The sequence below is a fragment of the Haloglomus irregulare genome (genome assembly GCF_007421925.1).
Taxonomy (GTDB): Archaea; Halobacteriota; Halobacteria; order Halobacteriales; family Haloarculaceae; genus Haloglomus; species Haloglomus irregulare.
Map to the genome: position 1 here is coordinate 58,818 of NZ_QMDX01000001.1, position 25,715 is coordinate 84,532.

Genomic DNA, 25,715 nt, shown 5'->3' on the forward strand with positions numbered 1-25,715 from the left:
CCGGTGGCGCGTGATCCGTCAGGCGGGCGGCCGAGTGTCGAACCGCTCCCCGGCGAGCCGGCGGCCGTCGCCGACACCGGCGCCGGACGTGTCCTGGTGCTGGCCGACTACCACGCCGGGCTGGAGGTTGCGCTCCGGCGCGACGGCGTCGAACTCGGCAACCGGGCCGACGACCGCCGCGAGGCCGCCCTCCGCCTCCTGGCCGAGAGCGGCGCGGACCGCGTCGTCCTGCTCGGCGACGTGGCCAACGCCATCGGCGACCCCGGCGAGACCGAGCGCCGGGAGCTGGACGAACTGTTCGACGCGCTGACAGAGCGCGTCCCCGTGACGGTGACCCCGGGCAATCACGACGGCGGACTCGCCGACGTCGTCGCGGCGCTCGGCCACGACGAGGGGCCCAACCCCGTGACCGTCAGCAACGCCGCCGGCACCCGCATCGGCGGCGTCGGCTTCGCGCACGGGCACACCTGGCCCGCGCCCGCGGTGGTCGAGGCGCCCGTCGTCTGCACCGCCCACGAGCATCCCGTCGTCCGGCTGGAGGACGAGGTCGGCGGCCACCGCGCCGAGCGCGCGTGGCTTCGCGGGCGACTCGCCCCGGGCCCGTTCGAGGGCCACGCCGGTGACGCCGGCATCGAGCCGCCGACGGTCGACGGCGACCTCGTCGTCTTTCCGGCGTTCAACGACCTCACCGGCGGGACCTGGGTCAACGAGGAGCAGGAGTTCCTCTCGCCGTTCCTCCCCGGCGGGCTCGCCGACGGGGAGGCGTACCTGCTCGACGGAACCCGGCTCGGGGCCTACCGGTCGGTCTGAGCCACTATCGCCGTGGTATCACTCTTGTAGGCCGTTCCGGCCATGAGAACCACGACTATCCCGGGTATCCGTATCGGGCGGTCCACCGTCGCGCAGTCCGGGGGTCGGGAATCGGGGACGTGGAGTTAACCCGGGGGGCCGCGTTCGCGGAGCCGTGCCCGTATCCGTCCCTATCCAGGGTTCCATCGTCAGTACCGCGGTGAACGAGTTCGTCGACGGGGTGGCGACGGCCCTGCCGGACCTGCTGACCGGGCTGGTGTTCCTCGCCATCGCGGCGGTGCTGGTCAAGGTCATGATGGCGGTCGTCCGGTTCGCGCTGCGGCGCAGCGTCCCCGAGTCACAGGCGGTCTACCGCCAGTTCGTCGCCACCATCGTGTTCGCCGTCCTCTGTTTCGGCGTCGCGCTCAGCTTCCTCTCCATCGTCGGCCTCCCGGCTATCGCCGCGTCGCTCGGCACCGCCACCGGCTTCCTCGCGCTGGGTGTCTCCTACGCGCTCTCGGAGATGCTGGCCGACGCCGTCGCCGGGGTCGACCTGCTGCGCGACCCCGACTTCGCGCCGGGCGACCGCGTCGACGTGGGCGGTACCGTGGGCGAGGTCAAGCGGATCGAGCTCCGGAAGACCCGCATCACCATCGGTGGGGACACGATGGTCCGGGGCAACGCGGAGATCGAGAAGAAGTGGACGAAACTGGACGACGTGGACTGAGTCAGAGTACGCCGAGCAGGGCCAACTCGACACCGAAGCCAGCGAGGACGAGCCCCGAGAGTGCCCGGAGGCCGCCGGCGACACGCGGCCGGCCCGTCAGGAGCGCGCGGGCCCGGTGGGTCGAGAGCGCCACGGCGCCGAGGTAGGTCATCGTGAGGACGGCGTACCAGCCCCCGTGGACGGCGAGGTCGGCCGCCGCGGGCCCGGCGAACTGCGGGAGGAAGGCCAGGAAGAACACCGCTACCTTCGGGTTGAGCACGTTCACCGCGACCCCCTCGAGGTAGGCGGGGACGGCGCCCGTGGACTCCCCGTCACGGGCGGCGTCGGGTCGGTCGGCGACGACGGCCTCGGGGCCACGGGCGGCGAGCCGCCAGAGCGTGTGGGCGCCGAGCGCGAGGAGGTAGGCGGCCCCGACGTAGCGGAGCAGGTCGTAGGCCGCTGGCGAGGCCCGGAGCAGGGCCGCCAGCCCCAGCACCACGCCGGCGGTGTGGACCAGGATACCCGTGGTGACCCCCGCGGCCGCCGCCAGCCCGACCCGCCGGCGGGCGCCGCCGAGCCCGCGGTCGAGGACGTAGAACGTGTCCGGCCCCGGCGCGAGCACGAGGGCCCCGGCGGCGAGCAGGAAGGCGGTCGGCGGCCCGGCTGTCATCGGTCCGGCTGCGGCCGCCGCGGTCAAAGCCCTGTCGTCCCCCGTCACGGGGACACCCGCAGCCATATATCGGAGCCGCGTGTGATTCCGCGTATGCCCACGCACGAACACGTCACGGTGACCCACGCGGCCGACGGCGCGGTCGGGCGGCTCACGTTCGACCGCCCGGAGCGGAACAACTCGATGAACCGGCAAGCGGCCGACGAGCTGCACGGGGCCGCCATCGACCTCGTGGAGGACGAGACGGTCCGCTGTATCGTCCTGACGGGGACCGAGGGAGCGTTCAACACCGGCGCCGACCTGACGATGCTCTCGGGCGATGGGACGGACGCGGCGATCATCCGGCGGGTGGCGGGCGATCTGCACGGGCTGGTGAGCCAGCTCGCCCGGGCGCCGAAGCCGGTCGTCTGCGGGGTCAACGGCGTCGCGGCCGGCGGCGGCGTCGGGCCGGCACTCTGTGGTGACATCGTCATCGCGACGGAGTCCGCACGCTTCGAGTTCGCCTACCCCCGTATCGGCCTCTCGGCCGATGGGGGCTCCTCGTACTTCCTGCCGCGACTGGTTGGGCTCCGCGAGGCCCAGCGTATCGCCTTCCGGGACGAGCCGATCGACGCGGCCGAGGCCGTCGACCTGGGGCTGGCGACCGAGACGGTCGGGGACGACGAGTTCGAGGCGCGCCTGGCCGAGGAGGCCGCCCGGCTGGCAGAGGGGCCGACGCTCGCCCATGCGGCGACGAAGGGGCTGCTGCGCGGCTCGTTCGACCGGTCGCTGAACGAACAGCTCGCGACGGAGGCCGAGACCATCGCCGAACTCACCGCGAGCGAGGACTTCGCCCGCGGGCTGGAGTCGTTCATGGGGGAGGGCGACGCGGAGTTCGAGGGGGCGTAGCTCGTCGGGCCGGCCCTGCAGCTCAGTCGTCTGCCGGCACGCCCGACGCGCCGGTCGGGCGGCTCTCGACGAGCGCCAGTCCCGCCAGGCCGGCGGCCGCGAACGCGAGCGTGCTGGCGAGGGCGAACGCCGCGGGGTAGCCCGCCAGCGTCGCGACGCCGCCGACGAGCGTCGGGCCGACGACGCCGCCGAGCCCCTTCGCGGTCGAGCGAAGCCCCATCAGCTCGGACTCCCGGCCGGCGGGGGCCACGTCCCCGATGAAGGCGACGGCGCCGGTCGTCATCGCGGAGAAGGAGACCCCGAGGACGAACAGCGCCCCGCCGGCGGCGAGGACGCGGGCGAGGCCGGTCCCGAGCCAGGTGGGGCCGGCGACGCCGAGGACGCCCACGGTGGCCCCCGGGACGGTCGCGGCGGCCGTGAGGACGGCGAACGCGCCGCTCCCGGTCATCCCGGCGACGATGAGCGGCTTCCGGCCGACCCGGTCGGCAGCGACGCCGAGCAGGTACATCGCCGCCACCTGTGTCCCGTGGTTGACGGCCAGCAGTGCACCCATGACGGCCTCCGCGACGCCGACGATGTCGACGAGATACGGGGCCATCAGCGCCATCACGCCGAGGACGGTGACGTTCCGCACCGCGAGCGCGACGTAGAGCCAGCGCAGCCCGTTCGTCCGGTAGTGGCCGCGGTCGCCGGCCGCCGGGAACAGCCGGGCGCGGACCTCGCGGGCGAGTTCCGTCCGCGTCGGTCGGTCGTCGGCATCGGCCGGGCCCGCACCGCCGTCGGCCACGACCGCGCCCTCGGTCCCGCCGGGCGGGCCCGGGTCGACGAGCGCGGCGGCGGCGACCGTCGAGACCGCCGACAGTCCGGCGACAACGAGGTAGAGCTCCGGCCGGGCCACGGCCCCGAGGAGAATGCCGGCGGCGAACTGCCCGCCGGCGAACCCGCCAGACCGAGCGGAGTTGAACGTCCCCAGCGACCGGCCGCGGCCGGATTCGCCGCCGCGCTCGCTGGCGATGGCGAGCGCGACCGGGGCGAACCCGGCGGCGAAGACGGCGTACAGCCCGCGCAGGCCGACCGGGAGCCAGACGCCGTCGGCGACCGCCAGGGGCGCGGCCGCCAGCGTCGCGAGGGTCCCCGTGACGATCATCACCGCGCGGCCACGACCCGTCACGTCCGCGACCGCACCCCAGACCGGGGAGGCGAGCATCAGCCCGGCGAAGTAGGCGGTCGCGACGGCGCTCACCGCCAGCGGCGAGCCCTCGCGCCCGACGTAGACGGCCATCGCGGTCCCCATCAGGACGCCGCCGCCGAAGCGCGAGACCGCGGCCGTCGCGAGCAGCAGCCACTGGGAACGGTCCGACCGGAACACGTCCCCGCGGAGGTGAGCGCGGGACTTGAGCGCCGCGGTTCCCCCTCGGACGAGGGGGTCGGACACCGCCGACCGGTGGGTTCAGGCCCTCGGAGCGCCCACCGTGGCCCATGCACTACCTCGTCGCGACCGCGTCGGTCCACACGACGGCGGCGGCCTGTGACTACCTCGAGAACCGGCTGGACGGCCCCGCGGCCGACACCGTCACCCTCCTCACGGTCACGGCCCCGGACGGGCGCGATGCCGGCGATGCGGTGGGCCGGGACGCCGACGACGCAGCGAACGTCGCGCGCGCTCGCCTCGTCGGCGGCGCGACGGTCGAGACGGCCACGCGCGGCGGCGACCCCGCGGCGTCGGTGTTGGAGACCGTCGACGACCTCGCCCCGGACGTGCTGGTGCTCGGCCCGCGGTCCGGCGCGCCCGGCGCCACGGCCGACCTCGGGTCGACAGCCCGGTCGGTACTGGCCCGCTCGCCCGTCCCCGCGGTCGTCGTCCCTCTGGACGCGCTCGAATCGGACCCCGCGTGACGGCGCCGGACCACGACCGGCCGTGGTGGAGCGTCACATACGTTTATCCGGGTGCCGTCGAAGTGGCCGATGGATGACCCGGTACCTCGTGGCGACCGCGACCACCGAGACGACGGCGGCCGCGGCCGACTATCTGGCACCGAAGCTGGACGCGGACGACGAGGTGTACGTGCTGACCGTCGAGGAGGAAGGGGTCGACGTCGACCGGGCGGCGCTCTCGGACGCACAGGAACGGTTCGCCGGCATCGCGACGGTCCGGACGGTCCGACGCGAGGGCTCGCCCGCCCCGGAGATCCTCGCCTTCGTCCGCGAGCACGACATCGACGAGGTCATCATCGGGCCGCGTCGCGGGGGTGGGGAGGGGTTCGGCACCATCGGCACGACGACCCGGACCGTGCTCAACAACGTCGAGGGACCGGTGTTCGTCGTGCCGAAGTAGCGGCGGCGGCCGCGGGCGTCAGTCCTCCAGGGGCTCGATGAGCTCGACCACGTGGCCGTCGGGGTCCTTCACGAACGCCGTCCGGGCGCCGGCGGCGGGCTGGTCGCTCGGCTCCTGGACGACGCCGTGGTGGTCGACCTCGGCGAACGCCGCGTCCACGTCCTCGACCCCGACGGCGAGGTGGTCCCAGAGGTCGCCCGCGGTGTCGGGCTCGACCCCCTCGGTCTCCGAGAGCTGGAGTTCGACGCCGTCCTCGTCGGCCACGTACAGGTTGGTCGTGTCGCCGCTCTCGAACCCCCAGCTCTCCTCGAAGCCGAGGTTCGTCTCGTACCACTCGACCGCGCGCTCGGCGTCGGTCACGTTCAGGCAGGTGTGAAGTATCGCCATCACCGAAGCCGGTGGGCGGCGCGGGCAAATCCGTGTCGGTCGGGCCCTCGGGTCCCGGCGGCGTCCGATGTCGGAGGAGCCAAGCCGCTCACCCGCCAACCGCGGCGTATGTACTGGCGAGCGGTCGTCGCCGGCGTCGCGTGGGGCGTGGGCTATCTCGCCTGCTGCTACCTGCTGCCGTCGCTGGAGGCCGTCGGTGTCGTCGCGGTGCCGCTCGCGCTCGGGGCGGGTCCGCTCGCGGGCGCGGCCGCCGGCCGCCTGTCGCCCGGCGGGCCCGCCGAGAGCACCCGCTACGGACTGGCCGCGGGCGCGCTGACGGGACTGGTGTTCGTGGCGGCGTTCTGGCATATCGTCTCCGTCGCCCGATTCAACACCGTCACGCCGCTGGGCCGTGGCGGCGCCTTCTACGCCGCGAAACTGACGTTCGCGTACAGCGCCGGCGACGTCTCCCTCATCGCGCGGTACCCCGGCCGGGCCGCGGGCGCCCTTGCACTCGCGGGCGGGACGGCGATCGCGTTGTTGGGGAGTTACGCGGGCTACGCCGCGGATAGACGAGACAGAACCCAGTTCATCGAATAACACCGCAATTTCCAGCAGAAAAACCTTCATTTCCGAGATGATAGCGTGCCGGCACGGCGGGGGAAGGGAGGAGAGTGTTACCCATCGGTCGGACCTCGGGATGGTGCCCTCCGGACGCACGGCTCTCGCGGCCCTCGGCACGGCCGGCGTCGTCGGCGGTATCGGCGCGGCACGTGTCGCCGGCGTCCGGCGCCCCGTCGACCTGACTGGGGAGTGGTACCGGAGCGCCTGCGACCGGCAACGGGCCGGGTGCGGCCGCGAGCGGGACGGCCCGGGACCGGCGCTGACCCGGCGGTGGTCGACAGAGATCCCGCGGACCGGCAACGAGCTCTCGCCGGTGCTCGTGGATGGTGGCGTGCACGTCCTCACAGCGCCGGACGTAGACGGCGGTGACGACCTGATACCGATACGGCTCCTCCGGCTGGACCCGGCGAGCGGCCGCGTCGAGCGCGACACGGTCGTGACCCGCGTCCGTCCACCAGCGGTGCGGTCGTCTGGGACTCGCTGGTGTAGGCCGACGGAGGGGTCTACGCCCTCGCGTTCGACGGTGTCCACGCCCTCCCCCCGGAGGGGAGCGAGCGCTGGCACCGGTCGCTCGGCGGTGCCCCCTCGAACAGCATCCTCTCGACGGGCCATCCGGTGGTCGTCGATGGGACCGTGTTCGCCCCGACGGCGAGCCAATACGGACGCGGTCGAGGGGCTCTCCGCCCTAGATACCGGCTCAGGTGACGAACGCTGGCGCTACGAGGTGCCGGCCGACGAGCGGGGCTGGACGTTCGCCCCCGCGTATGCGGACGGGGCGGTCTACTGCTCGGTGCTTGATGACGGGGTCGTCGCGCTGGACGCCGCCAGCGGCGACTCCGTCGGGTTCGTCACGGACCGGTACGGGTCCGGAACCACCGGTAGTGTCGCCGTCAGCGACGGCCTCGCGTTCACCACCACCTCGGCGGGGACCCCGGAGGCGGTCGAGACCTGCGCGGCCGGCGTCGTCGGCCACTGTCCCCGCTGACGGTCGCGACGATCGCCGGGGGAGGTGCTCCGCGGGTCTACAGGTAGCCCTCGGACCGGAGCAGTTCGCCGTTGAGCACGCTCGCGCCGGCGGCGCCCCGCATCGTGTTGTGCGCGAGGCAGTCGTACTGGATGCCGGTCGAGGTCTCCTTGATTCCGCCGGCCGAGACGGCCATCCCGCTGTCGAGCATCCGGTCGAGACGGGGCTGGGGGCGGTCGGGCTCCTCGAACACCCGGACCATCCGCTCCGGGGAGGATGGTAGGTCCGCGCCCTCCATGGCCGCCATCGCCTCGGCGGCCGCCTCGGCCGTCACGTCCTCGGTCGTGTCGGCCCAGACGTTCTCCAGGTGGCCGTCCAGCGTGGGGACGCGGTTGCAGGAGGCCTGCACGTCGACATCGTGGGTCTCGACGGTGCTGCCATCGAAGCTCCCGAGCAGCTTCGTCGTCTCCGTCTCCATCTTCGCCTCCTCGCCGCCGATGTGGGGCAGCACGTTGTCGATGATCTCCATCGAGGTGACCCCGGAGTAGCCGGCGCCAGAGACGGCCTGGAGCGTCGAAACCCGCACGGATTCGAGGCCGAACCGGTCGAGCGCCGCGAGCGTCGGGACCATCGTGATGGTCGAGCAGTTGGGGTTCTTCAGGAGCGCGCCGTCCCAGCCGCGGGCGTCACGCTGGACCTCCAGCAGGCCGACGTGGTCGCCGTTGACCTCCGGAATGATCAGCGGGACGTCCTCGGCCATCCGGGCGTTCGAGGAGTTCGAGGAGACGACGTAGCCGTCCTCGCAGAACGCCGGCTCGACCTCCGCGCCGACGTCCGAGGGCAACGAGGAGAAGACGAGCGCGACGTCGTCCGGGACGGCGTCCGGCGCGGTCTCGCGGACGGTGCTGTCGGCGACGGAGGCCGGGATGGGCGAGTCGACGCGCCACTTGGCGGCGTCCCGGTAGGTCTCGCCGGCCGAGGACGCCGACGCCGTGAGCGCGGCGATCTCGAAGTCGGGGTGCGGTTCGAGCAGCTGGATGAGGCGCTGGCCCACAGCGCCGGTCGCGCCGAGGATGCCAACCTTCGTCGTCATTACCATCCCGTGTGCTACGGGTACGCAAAACGGTTCTGAAAACGACCCGGCGTGCTCCGGTGGCCGTGGCGGTCACAGTAGCCCGCTCAGACCGAGAACAGTCGCACGCCGTCGGCCATCCGGTCGGTCGCACGGCCGCGCTCGACCAGTTCGGCACAGGCCCCGATCGTCTCGAACAGGACGTACGGCTGCTCGGTGATGTCCGCCCGCGTGCTCGCCACCTCGAAGGCGGGCGCGGACCCGAGTTCCGCGAGCGTCGCCTCGGCGTCGTCCAGCAGGTCGTCGAGGCTCTCGATGGACCGCTCGACGGCGCCGACGTAGTCCGTGAACACGGGGCCGTGGCCGGGGTAGACGCGGTCGAAGTCGTACGCCTCCAGCGCGCCGTAGCAGCGGTAGGAGGCCCCGACGGAGTCGAAGGTGCCGCTGTCGAGGCCGGCGTGGAGCGCGGCCGCGCGGAACGGCTCGATGACCGCGTCCGCGGAGAAGAGGACGCGCTCGTCGCCCAGCGTCGCGGCGAACGCGAACTGGTCGGCCTGGTGCCCGGGGCAGTGGACGCCCTCGAAGGTGACGCCGCCGGCGTCGAACGCCTCGCCCGCGGCCAGCCGGACGTCGACCGCATCGGGCGGGCAGTAGCGGGCGTTGCGCTTCAGCGATTCGACGGCCTGGGAGACGACGTACGACCGGAACGCTTCCGGGACGCCGACGACTTCGGCGTTCGACTCGACGACGGCCTCCAGTTCGTCGGGATCGCGCTCCAGCCGCGTGATCGCCGCGTCCGGGGCGTAGACGGTCGGGTCGCCCACGTCGAGGAGGGTCGACACCTGCCCGTCGTGGTCCGTGTGCGGGTGGGTAACGAGGACGTGCTCGATGTCGGCGGGGGTGAGCCCGTGGTCGGCGAGGCCCTCGCGGAGCTCCGTCTCGCCGCGCTCGTCGGGCGCGCCGGCGTCGACCAGGACGGGTTCGGCGGCGTCGACGAGGTAACAGGCGACGTGACCCGGCGGCCAGTCGACCGTGCATTCGATGCGGTGGACCGGCGGGCCGGTCGCGCCGTCGCCTGGCTCTGCGCGCTGGTCGTCGCGGTCGGTCCCGTCCGGTGGGGTGGGGTGGTCAGTCATCGTCGGTGTTCGGGTCGGGGTCGGGGGTCGTCGCGGCCGGGCCGGGGGCGTCCGCGTCGAGGGTCGGGTCGCCATCGGTGCCGGTACCCAGTAGCGTGGCGTTCACCAGCAGCAGGCAGCCGACGGCCAGCCCGGCACAGGCGAGGTAGGTGGCACCGTAGCCGACGGCGGCCACGGCGGGGAAGGCGATCAGCGGGCCGATGGAGAGGCCGATATCGCCGAAGACGTTGTAGAGGCCGCCGAACTTCCCGGTCTCGCCGGCCGGGGCGATGTCGCCGAGCGTGGCCAGCAGGGCGGGCCCGGAGCCGCCGGTCCCGGCGCCGACGAGGGCGACCCCGGCGGCGACGCCGAGGAAGGAGGGGACGAAGGCGAGCGCGGCGAAGCCGACCGCAAGCAGCGCGAACGCCGGCAGCGTGACGAGGGCCCGGCGGTCGACGCGGTCCGAGAGCCGGCCGCTCACGACCGTCGCGACCGACGCGACGACGACGCCGCCGCCCATCATCAGGCCGCTCACGCCGGCCGCGGTGAGCGACCCGGCCGTCAGCTCCAGCTCGGCGGCGTACTTGACCGCCGTCGTGAGGAGCACGCCGCCGAACAGGAGCCGGATGGTCCCGTTGGCGACGCCGATGGGGACGACGCCGGGCGTCGAGCGGGCGAGCGCGGGCAGCTCGCGCAACGGGACCCGCGCGCCGGCGCTCGCTCGGACGTCCGGCAGCACGACGACGGCGACCACCCCCGCCAGGAGAGCGAGCGTCCCCGCGACGAGGAAGGCGGTCTGGACGTCGTAGACGTCCGTGAGGACGCCACCGACGACCAGGCCGGCCGGGAACCCGAGCGACTGGCCCCCGCGCATGTAGCCGGTCCACTTCCCGCGGGTCGACTCCGTGGTGACGCCGGTGATGATGGCGAACGCGCCGACGAAGACGAACGCGGAGCCGACGCCCCAGAACGCCCGCGATAGGACGAAGACGAGCCCGGGCGCCGACACCGTGCCGACGACCGGCAGCGTCGTCAGGTCGACCGCGGGCGTGTACAGCCCGACAACGTAGCCGAAGGGGGCCAGCCCCTGGACGAACAGGCCGGCGATCATCGGCGTGCGGGCACCGCGCTCGTCGATGACCTGCCCGGCGGGCGTGTTCATGATGAGGCGGGCGATGCGGTTGGCCGCGAGGATGACGCCCAGCATCACCGCGGAGATGCCGAGGACCTGGTCTAGCAGGGGGAGCGTCGGGAAGGCGACCCCGGTGGCGACGCCGCCGAGGAAGACCCCGCCCGTGACCGCGACCGCGACGGTTCTGACCGAGTGGTCGCCGCTATCCCCCCTATCGGGGCCGGACCCTGCGGTGGGCGCGTCCGGCGTCCCATCCACGTCGCCACCCTGTTCGACCATCGACGTCAGCCCTGCTTCGGGGTTACCGTTGTTAAGCTATGCGTCTCGTGGAGACGGGATCGTTCACCGGAGTGGGCAGCCGAGCGGACGCGCCCGGCCTCAGTCCCCGTACGGTGGCGTGAGCGGGTCCTCGTCGAGGGCGGCGCGCCGGCCCTCAAGTGGGCCGAACCGCTCCTCGCGGCGTCGCTCCAGCCACCGGAGCAGCCGGGCGGCCCAGTCGAGCTTGGTTCGTTTCTCCGGGGTGACGTCCGGGTCGACCAGCTCCCAGCCCGGGAAGCGAAGCGTCCCCGCGCCGAGCTGGTCGGCGAGGAAGGCGGCCCGGTCGCCGTCGGTGAAACCGCCGAAGTTCCGCACCGGGCCGGCCGGCGCGGCCTGCGTGGTCGGGAGGACGGCGTCGGTCGCACAGTCGGGGACCACGTCCCGCACGAGGTCGACGTTGTCGCCGTGGGCGTGGGCGGCGACGGGGGTCCCCTCGTGGGTCAGCGCGCGGGCCGTCCCGGGGTTCTTGTCGAGGTCGGTGACCATGCAGTCCACGGCGATATCGTTCGCCCGGCAGGTGTCGGCGGCGACCGAGGCCGCGATGACGACGTCGGCGTCGCGGGCGAGTGGCAGTTCGGCCGCGAGACAGTCGGCCCCGCCGGCGACCGCGACCGTGGCGCCGTCGACCAGCTCGCAGAGCGGCCCGAGGTCGAACGGCTCCGTGAGGGCTGCGAGCCGGTCGCGGGCGCGCTCGTCGGCGCCGCGCTCGTAGCCCAGGTCGGCGAGCACCCGCTCGTAGACGGGGGTCCAGTCGGTGAACTCCATACTGATGGCCGTGGCTGGGGAGTGATGTGACTCCCGGTGATAGATGCGGGCCGAAGGGCACCAAGGTACCCCTACCCGGTGGGCCCTTCAGCATCCGCTCGCGGATTGCGGTGGACGTGTCATAAGCTTTCTCGTCGGACCGCGCTGAATCGGCTGTCAGTTGTCGGACCCGTGTCTGACGGGCGTTTTCACGCCCGGAGAACGGCCGGGGGTGTTTCAAGTACCGGCCTGCAACGGGTGAGTGAATGAGCCCGGGTGTCGAGACGGAAGGTGGGCGGGAACTGGTCGACCGACTGTCGCGGGCACTGACGCTCGGACGGTTCTCCGCCGAGGAGTTCGCACAGCTCTGGCTCGTCGCGACGGCGACGTACGTCGTCGGCGACAGCGTCACCACCCTGGCCATCATCAACCACTCTGCCACGGTCACCGAGGGGAACGCCGCGATGGCCGCGGCCGTCGACGCCTTCGGCGGGGCCGGGCTGATGGGGCTGAAGCTGGCCGCCATGCTGTTCGGTATCAGCGTCAGCTGCTACGCGACCCGGGAGGACGACCGGCTGCTCTACTACACGCCGCCCGTCTTCCTCGCCGTCGTCGGCGCCTTCGCGACGGCGTACAACCTCCGACTGCTGGTCGGGTGAGCCGGTTCCGCGACTGGACAGCGCGTTCGCCGGTACTGTCCGGTCCTCCGGAGCTACTGCCCGGATACCGGGCGAAACGGTAGCCGTTCCGGGTTATCCGCTCGCGTCCAGCGTGTCCTCGACCCGCTCCAGCGCCGCCGTGAGCCGGTCGGAGCCGTCGGTCTCCTCGATGACCGACCGCAGCGCCGCCGGGGTCCCGTACAGCACGCCGCTTCCCTCGGCGGCGCCGGGGGCGAAGCCGGCACCGACCGGCGGCGCCGAAAGCGTCGCGCGGTCGCGTTCGGTCAGGCCCGTCAGCTCGAACACCCGGGTCGCGGCCCGGGCGGCGTGGTCGAGGTCGGCGGGCGCGCCCAGCCGGTCCAGATGGCGCCGGACCTCGGCCGGCGTTCGGGCGTCCAGCTCCTCGGCGCCCGCCTCGGTCGCCCGCAGCCGGTCGGGCGTGAACGCGTCGCCGATGACGGCGGCGTCGCGCGTCTCGGCCACGTCGTGCGTACGGACGACGTGTGCGCCGCGCTCGATGGCCATCGCGGTCGCCGCCAGCGACACCGGCAGCGCGCCCTCGGTGTCCCGGCCCGCGAGGTCGCGGAGGAAGTTCTTCCGGTTGATCGAGACGAGCATCGGCCGGCCGTAGCCGCGGAACTCGCGGAGCCGCCGGAACGTCTCGCGGTCGTCGGCCAGGGTCTTCGCCGCCGACCAGCCGCCGAACGCCGGGTCGATGATGGTCTTCTCGGTGAAGCCGTTCATCGCGAGCGCGTCGTAGATGTCGTCCGGGTCCTCGACGGCGCCCGGCCGCTCCAGGTCCGGCGGCGAGGCCATCTTGCCGACGGCCACGTCGTACTCCTCGCAGACGCGGGGCATCTCCGGGTCCGCGAAGCCACAGATGTCGTTCACCATGTCGAAGCCCCGGTCCAGGGCGGCCTCGGCGACCTCGTGGTAGCGGGTCTCGATGGAGAAGACGGCGTCGCCGGAGACGGACTCGATGGTCTCGATGGCGGTGTCCAGCCGGTCCAGCTCCGCCGCCGCGGAGAGCACGTCCAGGTCCTTGTTCGCCGACTCGAGTCCGACGTCCACGATGTCCGCACCCTCGCCGATGAGCTCCTCGTCCACGTACCCGGCGGCGGCCGCGGGGTCGTCGTAGACGCTCGGCTTGTACGGCGACTCCTTGGAGACGTTCAGCACGCCCATGATACGGGTGGGGTGGTCGTCGCCGATGGCGAGGCCTGCAGCGTCGACGGTTCGCATGGACCAACCGAGGGGCGACGACCGGAAATGCCTACGGATACCGGCCGCTCGAGCCGGGGTTCGGGCGACAGCCGACGGCGCACCGGCGACCGCGGTGGCGGGGACGGAGCACGAGCCCCGCCGAACGGACGCGCCGACGGTGAGATTTAACCCTCCGGGTGCTCTCGTGTTGGCCGATGGAGACGGGCGACGACGCCGCGGCGGATGCCGAGTCGGGAGCGACGGGGTCGGCCGACGCGTTCGACCGGCTCGGGACGCTCGGCATCGAGGAGGAGTTCTACATCGTCGACGACGACGGCCGTCCGACCTCGGGGACGGACCGACTGGTCTACGAGGCGGAGCCGCCGGCGATCCTCGACGGGCGTCTCGACCACGAGCTGTTCAAATGCGTCATCGAGACGCAGACCCCGACCTGCGAGTCGCTCGCGGAGGCCGGCGAGCAGCTCCGGGCCGTCCGGGGTGCGCTGGTCGACCACGCCGAACGCAACGGCTACCGCATCGCCGCCGCCGGGCTCCACCCCGCGGCGAAATGGCGCGAACTCGAGCACGCGACCAAGCCCCGCTACCGGTCCCAGCTGGACCGCATCCAGTACCCACAGCACCGGAACACGACCGCCGGACTGCACGTCCACGTCGGCGTGGACGACGCGGACAAGGCCACGTGGGTCGCCAACAAGCTCCGGTGGTACCTGCCGGTACTGCTGGCGCTGTCGTCGAACTCGCCGTTCTGGAACGGGTTCGACACCGGGCTCGCCTCGGCCCGCGCAAAGGTCTTCGAGGCGCTGCCGAACACCGGTATCCCGACCGCGTTCGGGAGCTTCGACGAGTACCTCGACCTGGAGCGGCGGATGGTCGAGCTCGACAGCATCGAGGACCGCGGCGAACTCTGGTACGACGTGCGGCCGCACTCGGCCCACGGCACCGTCGAGGTCCGGACGCCGGACGGCCAGGCCGACCCCGAACGGGTCATGGCGTTCGCGGAGGCCGTCCACGCCCTGGTGCTCGATCTCGCCGAGCGGTACGTCGACCGGGCCGACCCCTGGGCGGACTACCGTGGCGGCGGGCAGACTGGCGACGCCGGCGGCGTGGGCGTAAGCGACGAGGCGCCGGGGCACCGCCGCGAGACGCTCGACGAGAACAAGTGGCGGGCCATCCGCCACGGGCACGACGCCTCGCTCATCGGCCGCGACGGCGGGGGAACCGTCGACCTCGGGGAGGCCACCGACCGCTTGGCCGACCGTCTCGGGGTCGAGGGCATCCGGGCGGTGTACGACGCGGAGAGTGGATCGGCCCGGCAGCGTCGGCTCCGCGAGGCGGAGGGGCTCGACGCGCTCTGTGAGTCGCTCGTCCTCCGGTCGGAGTAGTCGGGCAGCCGCCGGTCGTCGATTCGACGCCGAGCCGGCGTCGAATCCGACGTGATGCGGGGGTTTCACGGGCGTTTCCGGGAGACGTTGGCTTTTTGTCCCCCCATTCCCTCCGCTCGCGATAGATACGAGATGTCTGCCGAAGACAGCTCCGACGATGCCGAAATCTCCGAGGAGGGAGATGAGATGGCGATCCGCGAGCGCGTAGCCGACGAGGCCCCCGAGTCGTTCGACGAGGGCATCGTCGACCTCCTGTCGTGGGTGCTGGACACGGAGACCCGCGCCCGCATCTACCTCTTCCTCCGCCAGCATCCGGACAGCACGTCCGAGGAGATCGCCACCGGAACCGGCCTCTACCCCTCGACCGTGCGCGAGGCGCTGGCCGAACTCCACGAGGAGGGGAAGGTCCAGCGCCGGAAGCGTGAGGCCAGCGGCGCCGGCAACAACCCGTACGAGTACACCTCCCAGGCACCCGCGGAGCTCGTCACGAGCATCGTCGACGGTGTCCAGGACGAGCTCAACACCGTGTTCAACCTGGACCGGCACCTGGGACGGGCCGAGAGCGAGGACGGGGAGCCCGTCAGTATCAACGTCGAGGTCGAGGACGACGCCGGCGCGGACGACGACTGACCGCCGCCCGCGGTGGGGAACGACTAAACCCACGGCACGCTTCGCCCGGGACATGCAGGTGGTGCTGGGCGGCACGTTCGACCCCATCCACGACGGCCACCGGGCGCTGTTCGAGCGGGCGTTCGAACTCGGCGACGTGACGGTCGGGCTGACGGGCGACGACCTCGCGCCGGCGACGCGCTCGGAGGACCGCTACGTCCGCCCGTGGGGCGACCGGCGCGCGGACCTCGCGGCCGAACTCGCGGCCTTCGCCGAGCGCTACGACCGGGAGTACACCGTCCGGGAGCTGACCGAGCCGACCGGTGTCGCCACGGAGCCGGGCTTCGACGTCCTCATCGTCTCCCCCGAGACCGAGGACGGCGGTCAGCGCGTCAACGAGATCCGCGAGGAACGCGGGCTGGAGCCGCTGGACATCGAGGTCGTCGACCACGTCCCCGCGGAGGACGGCGACCACATCTCCTCGACGCGGGTGGTGAAGGGCGAGATCGACGAGCACGGCAACCTCACGCCGGACCGCGACGGGCGAGCGCCCCCCGCCGACGCGGGGTCGGAGTAGGCGGCCCGGCTCGGGGCCCGCTCACCAGCCGGGCGGTTCCAACCCCGCCGCCTCGACGAGTTCCTTCCACCGTCCCTGGACGGTGAGTCGCGAGCAGCCCACGGCCTCGGCGACGTCGGACTGTGAGCGGCGGTCCCCGGCCATCAGCGCGCCCGCGTACACCGCCGCGCCGAGCACCGCCCGCTTCGACCGGTCGGTCTCCGGGTTCGCGCTCAGGAACAGGTCCGCCGCCCGGGACCGCGCGTCCGTGCCGAGGCCGAGCCGGTCCGCTGCGGACTCCAGCTCGGCCAGCCACTCCTCGTTGTCCACCTCGTCGGACGCCCGGTACACGGGTATCCGTCCGTCGCGAGCGCACTTCAACCTCCGCCCGAGGGGGTGCCGGGGCGACCGAATCCCCGGGGTGTTTTTCCTGCCGGCCCACGACGGTCCCGTATGGATATGCACGACCTGCCCGACCGCCCGTTCCAGCGGTTCGTCCTGCTGGCGGCCGCCGACCTGGCGATGCACGACGACGCACCGTTCCACTCGTTCGACGTCCGCGAGCGCTGCGTGGACCGCACGACCGACGTGGCCTGTGCGGAGGGTGGCGTCGAGCGCGCCGCCGTGCTGCAGGCGCTGGAGGCACTCGCCGATGCGGGCCTCCTGACCGAGACGGAGGTCTCCTCGCCCGTCGGGAAGGGGCGCCCGGGCTACGACCTGACCGTCGACCAGGCGGCAGTCGTCGAGGCGCTGGCGGGCGACGACGCGGTCGGCGCGTACGCCGCGTCGCTCCGGGACTGAGTCGCCCCCGGCGAACGCTTTTGCCGTCGCTCGCCCTCGCTCGCCCATGGAGGGACACGTGCAACGCATCCGTATCGCGACCGAGGACTCCGCGCCGATGGAGGCCGTCGGCGCCGTCACGGCCCGCCCCGGTGGCCTCGTCGGCGACCGCTACTACGAGGGGACCGGCTACTACTCCCCGTACGACGTCTGCGAGGTGACCTTCGTCGCTGGCGAGGCGCTGGCCCACATCCGCGAGGCGTACGACATCGACCTGACCGACGGGCGCCACCGCCGGAACGTCGTCACCCGGGGCGTGGACCTCCACGACCTGCTCGACCACCGGTTCCGGGTCGGCGAGGTGACGTTCGAGGGGACCCGCCCACGTCCGCCCTGCGTCCACGTCGAGCGGGTCGCCGACGAGGAGGGCGTGATGGAGGCGCTGACGGAGGGCCGGGGCGGTATCTGTGCGGACGTCGTCGAGGGGGGCGAGCTGTCCGTCGGCGACGAGTTCCGGGGCTCAGAGCCGGCGAACCCGGAGCCGGCCAGCATCGCGCGGGCCATGCGCGAACGGGCCGCCGAGAACACCGAACGGCGGGTGGAGTGAAGGCGTCAGGTTCTTGCCGTCCTCCGGCCGAGACGTGGATGCGCGCGGGTAGCCAAGCCAGGAAACGGCGCAGCGCTTAGGACGCTGTCTCGTAGGAGTCCGCCGGTTCAAATCCGGTCCCGCGCATGAGCGAACGCAGTGAGCGAAGAGCAGGACCGATTTGAACCCTGCTACGAGCGACCGGAGGGAGCGAAGTGGCTCCGGTTCAAATCCGGTCCCGCGCATGACCGTCTCGAACGGACGTGAGAGACGTGTCTGCGCACGGCCGGATCTGCAACCCTGCAAGTCGCAACCTGCGAGCGGAGCGAGCAGGTCCGTCTTGCTCCGGTTCGAATCCGGTCCCGCGCACTGAGCGAGGGAGCGTAGCGACCGAGCGAAGAGCAGGACCGGTTTGAACGAGCGTGGGGGACGTGGCCGCGTTCGATCGGAGTCGAGCCCTGCCACGTGCGACCGGGAGGGCCACGTCGTTTCGGTTCAAATACAGTTCGGGCCAGTTACCACGATTTCGCATCTATCATAAGGGTAGCAGCGCGGAAACCCACCCGTTCACGGGTGGGAGGAAGCGCGTAAGCTCCGTGCAACAATCCACCGACGACGACAGGGCCGACTCCCCGACGCTTTTGAACCACTAAGCATACGTATGATGTATGGAGAAGCGGCGCACTGTCCCCGTGAAACTCGACATGGATAGTGACGACGCCGCACTTCTCCGTGATACCGTAGACGAATTTCTGTGGGCCGCTAACTACGTGACACGTCACGCCTTCGACGGCGAATACGTCACGACGAGCAAAACCACGCTCAACGACGACACCTACGAGGACGTGCGCGACGAGACGGCGTTGCACAGCAACCACGTCCAAGCCGCTCGCAACAAGGCCGCTGAAGCCTGCAAGAGCGTGGTTGAGAAGTGGAAGCGGGGCAAGAAAGCGTCGATGCCCCACTTTACCAGTCCACACGTCGTCTACGACCATCGTACCGCCACGTTCCACGACGAGTACGTGTCTCTGGCAACTGTTGACGGTCGTATCGAAGCCGATTACATGCTGCCCGACGATGAGCGAGACACGCCCCACGCGGAATACTTCTTCTCCGACGAGTACGAAACCACAGGGGCGGAGCTACACTACTCGAACGACAACTGGATGCTCCACATTCACTGCAAACGGGACGTGGAGTCTGACACGCCGGAACAGGCGACCACCGAGAACGGAACGGTTCTCGGGGTTGACCTCGGCGTGAACAACCTCGCCGTGACTTCGACGGGCACGTTCTGGACGGGTGACGAGTTCGAACACTGGCGACGGGAATACGAAACCCGGCGTGGCGACCTGCAAGCGTGTGGCACGCGGTGGGCACACAAGAATATGCAGGCGGTCGGTCGCAAAGAGGAAGATCGATTCAAAATGACGCTTCACCGGATGGCGAACGAGTTGATCGAGGAGGCCTGCGACCACGGCTGTTCGGTGATAGCGTTCGAGGACTTGATGGACATCCGTGACCGCACTGGTGCATCGTGGGGCCATAAGTGGGCGTTCAACCGCCTCTACGAGTACGTCGAATACAAGGCCGCCGAGTATGGTATCACAGTAGAACAGGTTGACCCGGAGAATACCTCACGGCGTTGCTCTGAGTGTGGGTTCACGCACCCGGAGAACCGCGAGAGTGATTCGTTCAACTGCCTGAAGTGCGGCTATGAAAACCACGCGGATTACAACGCCGCGAAGAATATTGGATTGCGGTATCTCCGCCGGAACCAAACTGGCTCCGGTGGAGGCGCACCCGTAGGCGTGCGCTTGAACAGCGGGACGCTGAACGCGAACGGAGAGTATGAACCTCCTGCCGATGATTCGGCCAGAGCGGGAGTCCACGCTGAAAGCCCACGGTTTTAGCCGTGGGTTAGCTTACACGGAGCACAGTCCGGGCGAATCCGGTATATTCCGACAGGTCCGGATTCGGGACGGAAACAGTCTCGGCCCGATGTCGGCTCCCGGTCCGCCCACCGGGGTACGCTTTTGTCGCTGTCGCATGAAGACAGGTTACATGTCGCTCGCCCGCCACGGCGCCGGGCCGGCCGCGGACCTCCGGGCGCTGGGGTCGCAGGTCCATCCGGTGTTCATGCTGCCGCCGGTGGCCGCCAGCGCGTTCGGCGCGGTGTTGGCCGTCTCGCCACGGTTCGGAGGCGACGTGGCGTTCGCCCCGGTCGGGCTGGCCTGCCATCTGGTCGCGGTCTTCTTCGGCCTCTACACGGCCCATCTGAAGGACGGCTACGTCGACTTCCACGTCCGGGACGAGGACGAGGACCACTCGCTCACGGCGCGGGGCTGCCGGCTGGCGCTCGCCGGGGCGACCGTCGGCTTCGTCATCGCGCTCGCGGCGGTCGTCGCCGTCGCCGGCCCCGTCGCGGGGGTGGTGACGCTGCCGGGGTGGGTCATCGGCTACCTCCACGCGCCGCAGTTCGACACCAACCCGGTGGCGGTGACGGGCGGCTACCCCGCGGGCGTGGCGCTGGCGCTGGTCGGCGGGTTCTACGTCCAGGCGGGGACGTTCGCGCCGGCCATCGTCGGCCTGGCGGCGGTGTTCCTGGTCGCGCTCTCGGGCGTGAAGGTGGTCGACGACACGACGGACGTGGCCTACGACGGGTCCATCGGGAAGCGGACCGTCGCGGTCGCGCTGGGGCCCCGACGGGCCCGCGAGGTCGCGTTCGGGCTGATGAGCGTCGGGATGTTCCTCGTGGTCGCGCTGGCGGTCGACGGGCTGTTGCCGCCGAGTGCCGCGCTGGCAGCGGTCCCGTTCGTCGCGGTCGCGGCGCTGGCGACGCGCGCCGACCCGGAGCTCGCGACGATGCTGCTCATCCGGGGGGCGTACCTGTTCCTCGCGGTGCTGGTGGCCGCGGTGTGGCTGCAACCGTTCGCGGCCGTGTCGCTGCCGGACATCGGCGCCCTCGGGGGGTACACGTACCTCGCGACGGAGGTCGCGTTCGGGACGGGCGCGCTCCTGTTGCTGTGGCGGGCCGGCGCGTGGGCGGGTGCCGCCCGCACCGTCGCCGTCTGCTACCCGCTGGCCTACCTCTGGGACTGGTACACCCTGACGGTCGGCGTGTTCGCCATCCCGCTGCGGACGGGCGTCGAGCTGCTCGGCATCCCGATAGAGGAGCACCTGTTCATGCTGGTCGTCCCGGCGTTCGTCGTGGGGGTCCACGAGACGCTGCGCGGCGACGACGGGGGGTGATGGGGAACGCCGTTTAGTGTCTCGGCACGCTAGCGGGGTGTATGTACACCGTGCGAGCGTCCGGCCACCGGGGGGAGTGGTGATGGTGCCATCCCCCGACGGGAGCGGCGGTTCGGACGAGACCGCCGGTACCGCTGGCGCCGGGGCGGCGAACTCCGGAACACCGACCCCGGACGGCGGCGCGGAGGAGGCAGGGCCCATCCCCGCGGCCGACGGGATGCCGCTGGTCGACCGGTACGCCGAGGTGATGGGGATGTTCGTCCACGGTGTCGAGATGGCGGCGGCGACGGTGTTCGCCGTCCTCTTCGCCATCGGCGTCGTCGACCTGTCGCTGCAGATCATCGATGCCGTCCGGAGCGGCGCCATCACCGACCCACTGGTCGTCATCGGCTTTATCGACACGGGGCTGCTGCTGCTCATCATCGTCGAGGTGTACCAGACCGTCCTGGCGTACGTCCAGGAGAACGATACCCGCCGTATCGTCCGGCTGGTCATCTACACCGGCGTCATCGCGATGGTGCGGAAGGCCATCATCTTCCGGACCGGCGAGTACCCGACCGAGATGGACGCGCTCCTGGCGGCCGTGGCCTACACCATCCTCATCCTCGGTCTCGTCGGGCTACTGTTCGTCGAGCAGTTCTACGGCGGGTCACTGCTCGGGGACTGACGGGGTCGCCCGCGGCTACGGCTCCGGCGCGATCATCCGCTTTGCGAAGACGAGCGAGAACAGCACCAGCCCCAGCCCGAGCGCGGACTCGACGAGCGAGAACGTCGTGTACCGGTGGACGAGGACGGCGATGCCGAACCCCGTGAACACCACGACGGGGACGATCATCCCGCTGATTGTCAGGGGCAGGTCGGTCTCCCGCCGGAGTACGAGCATCGTGAACCCTGACATCCCGAGCGACACCGCGGCGGGCGCGGCCACCGGCAGCGGGACGGTTTCGACCACGGTCAGCAGCGGCGCGGGGACCGCGAGCAGCCCGACGGCGCCCGCCTGGCCGGCGACACCGGCCGCCACGAGTCCCAACGTCACGAACAGGGCCACCGTGAGCCGTCGCATACCAGTCGGCGGGGCTCGGACCGTTCTATAGGCTTCGGCTACCTCGGCCCCGTCCGGCTCCGTGACCGGCGGGTTCGACGGTCACGACCGTCGATACCGGGCCGTCAGTCGTGGCGCCACGCCGGCAGGAACTGGCCGTGGAAGTCGAGCGGGAGCGCGTGCGGGAGCGGCGCCCGCGCGAGCTCCGTCAGATCCCTGGCGTCGAGCACGAGGAACTCCGACCGCCCCGCCGCACGGTCGAGGCACAGTGTCAGGACGACGCCGGCGTCCTCGGGGGCGCCGCCCGCCGCGGCACCCCCCGTTGCACCGTCACGGGCGTACGGGTTCGGCACGAACACCGGCTCGTGGAAGGCACACTCCGGGCGGCGATACCGGGTCGCCTCCCCCGTCCGGACGTCCACCTTCATTACGCCACCCGGGAGGCCGGTGACCGGCTGTCCGCCCGTGTCCTGCCCGTAGACGTAGCGGTAGGGCCGTCGACGCGCCGCGGGGGCGATTCGGGGCAGCCCGATGCCACCCGGGTGGAGCGTCTCGGCGCTGGCGCGACCGGCGTCGAGGTCGAGGCGGACGCGGGTCAGCGACCCGCCCTCGACCGGGTCGTCCTCGCCGACGAGGTCCTCCAGGTAGAGCGAGCCGATGGCCGCGGCGTCGCTGAACGTGATCATGTCGACGACGAGCGTCGACGGGTCGGCCGCCGATACCCCTTCCGCACCCCCCTCGTACGCGTTGACGTGGTGGAAGCAGAACAGCGGGTCGCCCTCGATGCGGGCGACGCGGTCGCCGGTCCCGCGGTCGAGGACGTGGTATCGGGTGCCCCGCTCGGGGCGCCAGTTGAACCGCTCGATGAACGACTCATCGGTCGGCGCGAGCAGCCGCCAGGGCGCGACCACCAGCGGGAACTCCGCGAGGACGACGTACCGCTCGGTGAGGCCGAAACTGTGGAGATACGAGGGACGGTCGGTCGAGACCCGCGCGATCGACTCGACGTCCCAGCTCCCGTCGGGGACCCGGTACACCTGGTACGAGGACTGACGGCCGAACCGGGTCGCGACGTTGACCGTCTCGCCGCGCTCGCGGTCGTGGTGCGGGTGGGCGGTCGTCGTCTGCCCGTCGACGGCGTCGGGGTAGTCCGTCCGGCGGCGGGTGTCCAGCGTCTCCGGGTCGAACGCCGTCAGGGCGGTCGTCTCGGTCAGGGCCACCGTCTCGTCGCCGTAGCGCCAGACGTTGACCGAGGTGTTGTCGGTCGCGTCGGGCGGGGAGAGGCGGTTCCACACCCGGCGGAGCAGCCCGGCGTCCGGGGCCGTCCCGAACCCGGCGTAGGCCCCGTTCGCCGCCGCCTCGTAGGCCTCTGTGTCGAGGAACCGCGTGCGGTAGCGGACCTCGCCGTCGCGGAGTTCGAACCGGCGGAGCATCGCCAGCCCGTCGAACCAGTGGTCGACGGCCCCCTCGGCGAACGCGAACCGGCCGGGGCCGTTCCGGAGCAGTGTCCCCGCCAGCCATCCGGGTAGCGTCCCGTGGACCGGTAGCGTCGTGTCGTACTCGCGGTCGACGGAGTGGAAGCCGAGCCGCTCGGTCCGGCCCCTCGCGTCGCCCTCCTCTGTCGCCATATCCGAATCAGGGTCGGTGTCAGCATAAGCGCCCGGCCGCCGGCCGTCACCGACACGCACATGCCCGGGGGCGCCGAGATGCCGGCGATGAGCGACCAGTCCGGCAACGACGAGGACCCGGGACCGTACGCCGCCGTCCACGCCCGCCCGGAGGGCGACGCCACGGTCGCCCGGCTGGCGCTGACCGCCGTCGAGATGGGGTACGAGGGGCTCGTCGTCCGGAACCACGGTGACGCCGACGCGGAGCCGCTCCCGGCCGGGAACGACGGTACCGATGCCGAGGACGGGCCGTCGTCACGGGAGGACCCGGCCGACGGCGCGTACGTCCCCGAGCGGGTCGCCGACGCGTACGACGTCGACGTGGTACCGGCGGTCGAGATCCGGACGGACGACCGCGGGCAGGCGGCCGGGCTGCTGTCGCGCTACCGGGAGGAGCGGGCCCTCGTCTGCGTCCACGGCGGTCCGCTGAACCGCTGGGCCGTCGAGGACCCGCGAGTCGACGTGCTGGCACACCCGATGCGCGGGGCGGGCGACGTGAACCACGTGGTCGTGAAGGCCGCCGCGCACAACGGCGTGCGGCTGGAGTTCGACCTCTCGCGGGTGCTCGCGCGGACCGGCGGCGAGCGGGTGCAGGCGCTTCGGGACCTCCGCAAGCTGCGGGAGATCGTCTCGTACTACGACGCGCCGTTCGTCGTGAGCGTCGACACGGACTCCTATCTCGGGCTGCGGGCCCCACGGGCCCTCCGGGCGGTCGGCGAGGTGGTCGGGCTGCCACCGGGGGACGTGTCGGCCGGGCTGGCCGAATGGGGCCGGCTCGCGCGGCGGAACCGGACCCGACTGGGCGAGGATTTCATTGCGCCCGGGGTGCAGAGTGGACGGTATGAAAAAGTCGATTGACGAGCACGCCGCGCGGTTCGACGCGGCCGCCGACTCCTACGACGAGGACAAATCGGCCGAGTACGAGGCCTGCGCGGGACTCGTCGTCGCACACGCCCGCGGGTCCGACGAGGTGCGCTCGAACACCCCGCGGCCCCGGCGGCTCCGCCCCGACGACGTGGTGCTGGACCTGGGCTGTGGCACCGGGGCCATCGCGCTCGCACTGGCCGGCGAGGCCGGGCGCGTGGTGGGCCGCGACGTCAGCGACGGGATGCTCGAACGGGCCCGCCAGAAGGCGACCGCGGCGGGCCACGAGAACACCGACTTCGGCAACGGCACGTTCCGCGAACCCTCCTACGACGGCCCCGTCGACCTGGTGACCTCCAACTTCGCGATGCACCATCTCGCCGACGACGAGAAGCGCGACGCCATCGACACCATCGCCGCCCTCGAGCCACGCCGGGTCGTGCTGGGCGACGTGATGTTCTTCGACGAACCGGACCCCGCGGAGCCGTTCTACAGCCCCGAGGTCGACGACCCCGCCACCGTCGGGGTGCTGGCCGACGCCGTCACCGACGCGGGCTTTGCCCTCACCGCCGTCGAGATGGTCCACGAGCAGGTCGGCGTGCTCGTCGCCGACCGGTTCGACCCCGACGACGAGGGCGGCGAGGGGTACGCTGACGAGCCCGTCGGCATGAACGAGGACTGACCGTGAAGCACCTGCCGAAGCATCTCCAGCCGCGATGGCGGTATCTCGCGGTCGCGGTCGAATCACCGCCCGACGCCGCGTTCGACCGCGAGGCGTTCCAGCGCGCGTGCTGGTACGCGGCCGGCAACCTGCTCGGGGATCCCGGGAGCGCCGACGCGGACCTCTCGGTGCTTCGGTTCCGACACCCCGACGGGTCCTCGGGGGGCGAGGGCGGGGACGGCGCGGACGTGCGGACGGGCAGCGCCGGCGCCGAGGCGACCGCCATCGTACGGGTGCGCCGCGACGAGGTGACCCGCGGCCGGGCGGCGCTGGCCTGCGTGACTCGCGTCGACGGGACGCCGGTGCGGACGCGGGTGCGTGGCGTGAGTGGCACCGTCCGTGCCTGTGAAGAAAAGTATTTGAATCCGCCGCGCGGAGTAGTTGAGGAACGAACAGTCGCGTTCGCCGGGGCCGACCGCCCGGCGTCGGCCCGTGGCCGGCGGGTCGACATCGAACTGGCGGACGGCTGCGCGGGCGCGACGGAGCTCGACTACCCCGGCCCCGACTGACCGCTGCCGGGGCGGCTGCGACCCTCTCGCGGCACTCCCCGGAGACGACCGACCCAACACACACCAAGACCATGCAGGGACAATCCCAACAGCAGGCGTACGACCGCGGTATCACCATCTTCTCGCCGGACGGCCGGCTCT

Annotated in this window: 30 protein-coding genes and 1 tRNA gene; 20 read left to right on the plus strand and 11 right to left on the minus strand. The window is 71.8% G+C overall.

Translation table 11 applies throughout. The annotated features are described in order from the left end of the window. Nucleotides 1-3: 3 nt before the first annotated feature. Entirely contained in the window at nt 4-810 is an 807-nt protein-coding gene (locus tag DP107_RS00335) for a metallophosphoesterase (RefSeq protein WP_144260149.1), read from the plus strand. A gap of 172 nt (nt 811-982) precedes the next feature. Then, nucleotides 983-1,516 carry a mechanosensitive ion channel domain-containing protein gene (locus DP107_RS00340; protein ID WP_144260769.1) on the plus strand — a complete coding sequence of 178 codons (534 nt, stop codon included), beginning with the start codon at nt 983-985 and terminating at the stop codon, nt 1,514-1,516. Nucleotide 1,517: 1 nt separating this feature from the next. On the opposite strand, the gene DP107_RS00345 is transcribed toward DP107_RS00340, so the two are convergent. Beyond that, nucleotides 1,518-2,165 (minus strand): LysE family translocator, encoded by a 648-nt coding sequence (locus DP107_RS00345; protein WP_144260150.1) that lies wholly within the window; start codon nt 2,163-2,165, stop codon nt 1,518-1,520. Nucleotides 2,166-2,258: 93 nt separating this feature from the next. Here DP107_RS00345 and DP107_RS00350 point away from each other — a divergent pair, with 93 nt between their 5' ends. Further along, nucleotides 2,259-3,053 carry an enoyl-CoA hydratase/isomerase family protein gene (locus tag DP107_RS00350; RefSeq protein WP_144260151.1) on the plus strand — a complete coding sequence of 265 codons (795 nt, stop codon included), beginning with the start codon at nt 2,259-2,261 and terminating at the stop codon, nt 3,051-3,053. 22 nt (nt 3,054-3,075) lie between these two features. Here the strand turns inward: DP107_RS00350 and DP107_RS00355 are convergent, their stop codons facing one another. Further along, a complete protein-coding gene (locus tag DP107_RS00355; protein WP_202877303.1) occupies nt 3,076-4,422 on the minus strand; it encodes an MFS transporter in 1,347 nt (448 codons plus the stop codon). A gap of 110 nt (nt 4,423-4,532) precedes the next feature. Here DP107_RS00355 and DP107_RS00360 point away from each other — a divergent pair, with 110 nt between their 5' ends. Together DP107_RS00360 and DP107_RS00365 are read left to right on the plus strand one after the other, a co-directional pair. Beyond that, the gene (locus DP107_RS00360; RefSeq protein ID WP_144260152.1) at nt 4,533-4,949 is read left to right on the plus strand and encodes a universal stress protein; all 417 of its coding nucleotides are present in this window, start codon (nt 4,533-4,535) and stop codon (nt 4,947-4,949) included. Nucleotides 4,950-5,022: 73 nt separating this feature from the next. Then, entirely contained in the window at nt 5,023-5,388 is a 366-nt protein-coding gene (locus DP107_RS00365) for a universal stress protein (protein ID WP_144260153.1), read from the plus strand. Between the two features lie 18 nt (nt 5,389-5,406). Here the strand turns inward: DP107_RS00365 and DP107_RS00370 are convergent, their stop codons facing one another. Then, nucleotides 5,407-5,775, minus strand: a complete 369-nt coding sequence (locus DP107_RS00370) for a VOC family protein (RefSeq protein WP_144260154.1) — start codon at nt 5,773-5,775, stop codon at nt 5,407-5,409. A 108-nt stretch (nt 5,776-5,883) separates the two neighbouring features. On the opposite strand from DP107_RS00370, the gene DP107_RS00375 reads away from it, so the two are divergent. Both DP107_RS00375 and DP107_RS00380 read left to right on the plus strand, forming a co-directional pair. After that, a complete protein-coding gene (locus tag DP107_RS00375) occupies nt 5,884-6,354 on the plus strand; it encodes a hypothetical protein (RefSeq protein WP_144260155.1) in 471 nt (156 codons plus the stop codon). Between the two features lie 103 nt (nt 6,355-6,457). Further along, nucleotides 6,458-7,363, plus strand: coding sequence for a PQQ-binding-like beta-propeller repeat protein (locus DP107_RS00380; RefSeq protein WP_185977106.1), 906 nt, complete (start codon nt 6,458-6,460; stop codon nt 7,361-7,363). A gap of 37 nt (nt 7,364-7,400) precedes the next feature. Here DP107_RS00380 and asd read toward each other — a convergent pair whose 3' ends face one another. The 4 genes from asd to DP107_RS00400 form a co-directional block, all read right to left on the minus strand. Then, complete coding sequence (gene asd, locus DP107_RS00385) at nt 7,401-8,435, minus strand: aspartate-semialdehyde dehydrogenase (protein WP_144260157.1); 1,035 nt, start codon at nt 8,433-8,435, stop codon at nt 7,401-7,403. Between the two features lie 86 nt (nt 8,436-8,521). After that, on the minus strand, nt 8,522-9,550 hold the full coding sequence (locus DP107_RS00390; RefSeq protein WP_185977107.1) for an MBL fold metallo-hydrolase: 1,029 nt from the start codon (nt 9,548-9,550) through the stop codon (nt 8,522-8,524). Beyond that, entirely contained in the window at nt 9,543-10,940 is a 1,398-nt protein-coding gene (locus DP107_RS00395) for an MFS transporter (RefSeq protein ID WP_144260159.1), read from the minus strand. The genes DP107_RS00390 and DP107_RS00395 overlap by 8 nt, the downstream gene beginning before the upstream one ends. 99 nt (nt 10,941-11,039) lie before the next feature. Continuing rightward, entirely contained in the window at nt 11,040-11,744 is a 705-nt protein-coding gene (locus DP107_RS00400) for a 6-hydroxymethylpterin diphosphokinase MptE-like protein (protein ID WP_144260160.1), read from the minus strand. Nucleotides 11,745-11,989: 245 nt separating this feature from the next. Here DP107_RS00400 and DP107_RS00405 point away from each other — a divergent pair, with 245 nt between their 5' ends. Then, complete coding sequence (locus DP107_RS00405) at nt 11,990-12,382, plus strand: hypothetical protein (protein WP_202877304.1); 393 nt, start codon at nt 11,990-11,992, stop codon at nt 12,380-12,382. Between the two features lie 93 nt (nt 12,383-12,475). On the opposite strand, the gene DP107_RS00410 is transcribed toward DP107_RS00405, so the two are convergent. Next, nucleotides 12,476-13,624: a dihydropteroate synthase gene (locus DP107_RS00410; RefSeq protein WP_144260161.1), complete on the minus strand. Its 1,149-nt coding sequence runs from the start codon at nt 13,622-13,624 to the stop codon at nt 12,476-12,478. A gap of 176 nt (nt 13,625-13,800) precedes the next feature. Here DP107_RS00410 and DP107_RS00415 point away from each other — a divergent pair, with 176 nt between their 5' ends. The 3 genes from DP107_RS00415 to DP107_RS00425 all read left to right on the plus strand — a co-directional run bounded on the left by DP107_RS00415 (nt 13,801) and on the right by DP107_RS00425 (nt 16,174). After that, a complete protein-coding gene (locus tag DP107_RS00415) occupies nt 13,801-14,988 on the plus strand; it encodes a glutamate--cysteine ligase (protein ID WP_144260162.1) in 1,188 nt (395 codons plus the stop codon). Between the two features lie 132 nt (nt 14,989-15,120). Continuing rightward, nucleotides 15,121-15,618, plus strand: a complete 498-nt coding sequence (locus DP107_RS00420) for a winged helix-turn-helix domain-containing protein (protein ID WP_144260163.1) — start codon at nt 15,121-15,123, stop codon at nt 15,616-15,618. 52 nt (nt 15,619-15,670) lie between these two features. Next, nucleotides 15,671-16,174, plus strand: a complete 504-nt coding sequence (locus tag DP107_RS00425; protein ID WP_144260164.1) for a phosphopantetheine adenylyltransferase — start codon at nt 15,671-15,673, stop codon at nt 16,172-16,174. Nucleotides 16,175-16,195: 21 nt separating this feature from the next. Here DP107_RS00425 and DP107_RS00430 read toward each other — a convergent pair whose 3' ends face one another. Further along, nucleotides 16,196-16,504, minus strand: coding sequence for a transcription initiation factor IIB family protein (locus tag DP107_RS00430; RefSeq protein ID WP_144260165.1), 309 nt, complete (start codon nt 16,502-16,504; stop codon nt 16,196-16,198). A 102-nt stretch (nt 16,505-16,606) separates the two neighbouring features. On the opposite strand from DP107_RS00430, the gene DP107_RS00435 reads away from it, so the two are divergent. From DP107_RS00435 to DP107_RS00460, 6 genes are all read left to right on the plus strand, one after another. Continuing rightward, on the plus strand, nt 16,607-16,954 hold the full coding sequence (locus tag DP107_RS00435) for a hypothetical protein (protein WP_144260166.1): 348 nt from the start codon (nt 16,607-16,609) through the stop codon (nt 16,952-16,954). Nucleotides 16,955-17,000: 46 nt separating this feature from the next. Continuing rightward, a complete protein-coding gene (locus DP107_RS00440; protein ID WP_144260167.1) occupies nt 17,001-17,540 on the plus strand; it encodes an MOSC domain-containing protein in 540 nt (179 codons plus the stop codon). A gap of 42 nt (nt 17,541-17,582) precedes the next feature. Continuing rightward, a tRNA-Leu gene (locus DP107_RS00445) sits at nt 17,583-17,666 on the plus strand. A 521-nt stretch (nt 17,667-18,187) separates the two neighbouring features. Further along, nucleotides 18,188-19,432, plus strand: coding sequence for an RNA-guided endonuclease InsQ/TnpB family protein (locus DP107_RS00450; protein WP_144260168.1), 1,245 nt, complete (start codon nt 18,188-18,190; stop codon nt 19,430-19,432). 151 nt (nt 19,433-19,583) lie between these two features. Next, on the plus strand, nt 19,584-20,771 hold the full coding sequence (locus tag DP107_RS00455; RefSeq protein ID WP_144260169.1) for a lycopene cyclase domain-containing protein: 1,188 nt from the start codon (nt 19,584-19,586) through the stop codon (nt 20,769-20,771). Between the two features lie 217 nt (nt 20,772-20,988). Next, a complete protein-coding gene (locus DP107_RS00460; RefSeq protein WP_144260772.1) occupies nt 20,989-21,438 on the plus strand; it encodes a phosphate-starvation-inducible PsiE family protein in 450 nt (149 codons plus the stop codon). Between the two features lie 15 nt (nt 21,439-21,453). Here the strand turns inward: DP107_RS00460 and DP107_RS00465 are convergent, their stop codons facing one another. Both DP107_RS00465 and DP107_RS00470 read right to left on the minus strand, forming a co-directional pair. Continuing rightward, nucleotides 21,454-21,834, minus strand: coding sequence for a hypothetical protein (locus DP107_RS00465; RefSeq protein WP_144260170.1), 381 nt, complete (start codon nt 21,832-21,834; stop codon nt 21,454-21,456). Nucleotides 21,835-21,938: 104 nt separating this feature from the next. Beyond that, the gene (locus DP107_RS00470) at nt 21,939-23,441 is read right to left on the minus strand and encodes a carotenoid oxygenase family protein (protein ID WP_144260171.1); all 1,503 of its coding nucleotides are present in this window, start codon (nt 23,439-23,441) and stop codon (nt 21,939-21,941) included. Between the two features lie 87 nt (nt 23,442-23,528). On the opposite strand from DP107_RS00470, the gene DP107_RS00475 reads away from it, so the two are divergent. Genes DP107_RS00475 through DP107_RS00485 form a run of 3 tightly spaced genes read left to right on the plus strand, consistent with a single transcriptional unit; the run spans nt 23,529 to nt 25,574 of the window. Continuing rightward, nucleotides 23,529-24,338: an RNase P subunit p30 family protein gene (locus tag DP107_RS00475; protein ID WP_144260172.1), complete on the plus strand. Its 810-nt coding sequence runs from the start codon at nt 23,529-23,531 to the stop codon at nt 24,336-24,338. Beyond that, nucleotides 24,322-25,026: a class I SAM-dependent methyltransferase gene (locus tag DP107_RS00480; protein WP_144260173.1), complete on the plus strand. Its 705-nt coding sequence runs from the start codon at nt 24,322-24,324 to the stop codon at nt 25,024-25,026. Before DP107_RS00475 ends, DP107_RS00480 begins: the two co-directional genes overlap by 17 nt. 2 nt (nt 25,027-25,028) lie before the next feature. After that, nucleotides 25,029-25,574 (plus strand): Rpp14/Pop5 family protein, encoded by a 546-nt coding sequence (locus DP107_RS00485; protein ID WP_144260174.1) that lies wholly within the window; start codon nt 25,029-25,031, stop codon nt 25,572-25,574. The last annotated feature ends 141 nt before the right edge of the window (nt 25,575-25,715 follow it).

Excerpts from the sequence above, each read along its gene's own strand:
- DP107_RS00460 (WP_144260772.1), top strand. The coding sequence starts at position 20,989 with ATGCCGCTGGTCGACCGGTACGCCGAGGTGATGGGGATGTTCGTCCAC.
- DP107_RS00365 (WP_144260153.1), top strand. The coding sequence starts at position 5,023 with ATGACCCGGTACCTCGTGGCGACCGCGACCACCGAGACGACGGCGGCC.
- DP107_RS00390 (WP_185977107.1), bottom strand. The coding sequence starts at position 9,550 with ATGACTGACCACCCCACCCCACCGGACGGGACCGACCGCGACGACCAG.
- DP107_RS00420 (WP_144260163.1), top strand. The coding sequence starts at position 15,121 with ATGTCTGCCGAAGACAGCTCCGACGATGCCGAAATCTCCGAGGAGGGA.
- DP107_RS00435 (WP_144260166.1), top strand. The coding sequence starts at position 16,607 with ATGGATATGCACGACCTGCCCGACCGCCCGTTCCAGCGGTTCGTCCTG.
- DP107_RS00425 (WP_144260164.1), top strand. The coding sequence starts at position 15,671 with ATGCAGGTGGTGCTGGGCGGCACGTTCGACCCCATCCACGACGGCCAC.
- DP107_RS00370 (WP_144260154.1), bottom strand. The coding sequence starts at position 5,775 with ATGGCGATACTTCACACCTGCCTGAACGTGACCGACGCCGAGCGCGCG.
- DP107_RS00455 (WP_144260169.1), top strand. The coding sequence starts at position 19,584 with ATGTCGCTCGCCCGCCACGGCGCCGGGCCGGCCGCGGACCTCCGGGCG.
- DP107_RS00395 (WP_144260159.1), bottom strand. The coding sequence starts at position 10,940 with ATGGTCGAACAGGGTGGCGACGTGGATGGGACGCCGGACGCGCCCACC.
- DP107_RS00375 (WP_144260155.1), top strand. The coding sequence starts at position 5,884 with ATGTACTGGCGAGCGGTCGTCGCCGGCGTCGCGTGGGGCGTGGGCTAT.
- DP107_RS00345 (WP_144260150.1), bottom strand. The coding sequence starts at position 2,165 with ATGACAGCCGGGCCGCCGACCGCCTTCCTGCTCGCCGCCGGGGCCCTC.
- DP107_RS00360 (WP_144260152.1), top strand. The coding sequence starts at position 4,533 with ATGCACTACCTCGTCGCGACCGCGTCGGTCCACACGACGGCGGCGGCC.
- DP107_RS00350 (WP_144260151.1), top strand. The coding sequence starts at position 2,259 with ATGCCCACGCACGAACACGTCACGGTGACCCACGCGGCCGACGGCGCG.
- asd (WP_144260157.1), bottom strand. The coding sequence starts at position 8,435 with ATGACGACGAAGGTTGGCATCCTCGGCGCGACCGGCGCTGTGGGCCAG.
- DP107_RS00440 (WP_144260167.1), top strand. The coding sequence starts at position 17,001 with ATGGAGGGACACGTGCAACGCATCCGTATCGCGACCGAGGACTCCGCG.
- DP107_RS00475 (WP_144260172.1), top strand. The coding sequence starts at position 23,529 with ATGAGCGACCAGTCCGGCAACGACGAGGACCCGGGACCGTACGCCGCC.
- DP107_RS00415 (WP_144260162.1), top strand. The coding sequence starts at position 13,801 with ATGGAGACGGGCGACGACGCCGCGGCGGATGCCGAGTCGGGAGCGACG.
- DP107_RS00450 (WP_144260168.1), top strand. The coding sequence starts at position 18,188 with ATGGAGAAGCGGCGCACTGTCCCCGTGAAACTCGACATGGATAGTGAC.
- DP107_RS00410 (WP_144260161.1), bottom strand. The coding sequence starts at position 13,624 with ATGCGAACCGTCGACGCTGCAGGCCTCGCCATCGGCGACGACCACCCC.
- DP107_RS00470 (WP_144260171.1), bottom strand. The coding sequence starts at position 23,441 with ATGGCGACAGAGGAGGGCGACGCGAGGGGCCGGACCGAGCGGCTCGGC.
- DP107_RS00480 (WP_144260173.1), top strand. The coding sequence starts at position 24,322 with ATGAAAAAGTCGATTGACGAGCACGCCGCGCGGTTCGACGCGGCCGCC.
- DP107_RS00400 (WP_144260160.1), bottom strand. The coding sequence starts at position 11,744 with ATGGAGTTCACCGACTGGACCCCCGTCTACGAGCGGGTGCTCGCCGAC.
- DP107_RS00405 (WP_202877304.1), top strand. The coding sequence starts at position 11,990 with ATGAGCCCGGGTGTCGAGACGGAAGGTGGGCGGGAACTGGTCGACCGA.
- DP107_RS00465 (WP_144260170.1), bottom strand. The coding sequence starts at position 21,834 with ATGCGACGGCTCACGGTGGCCCTGTTCGTGACGTTGGGACTCGTGGCG.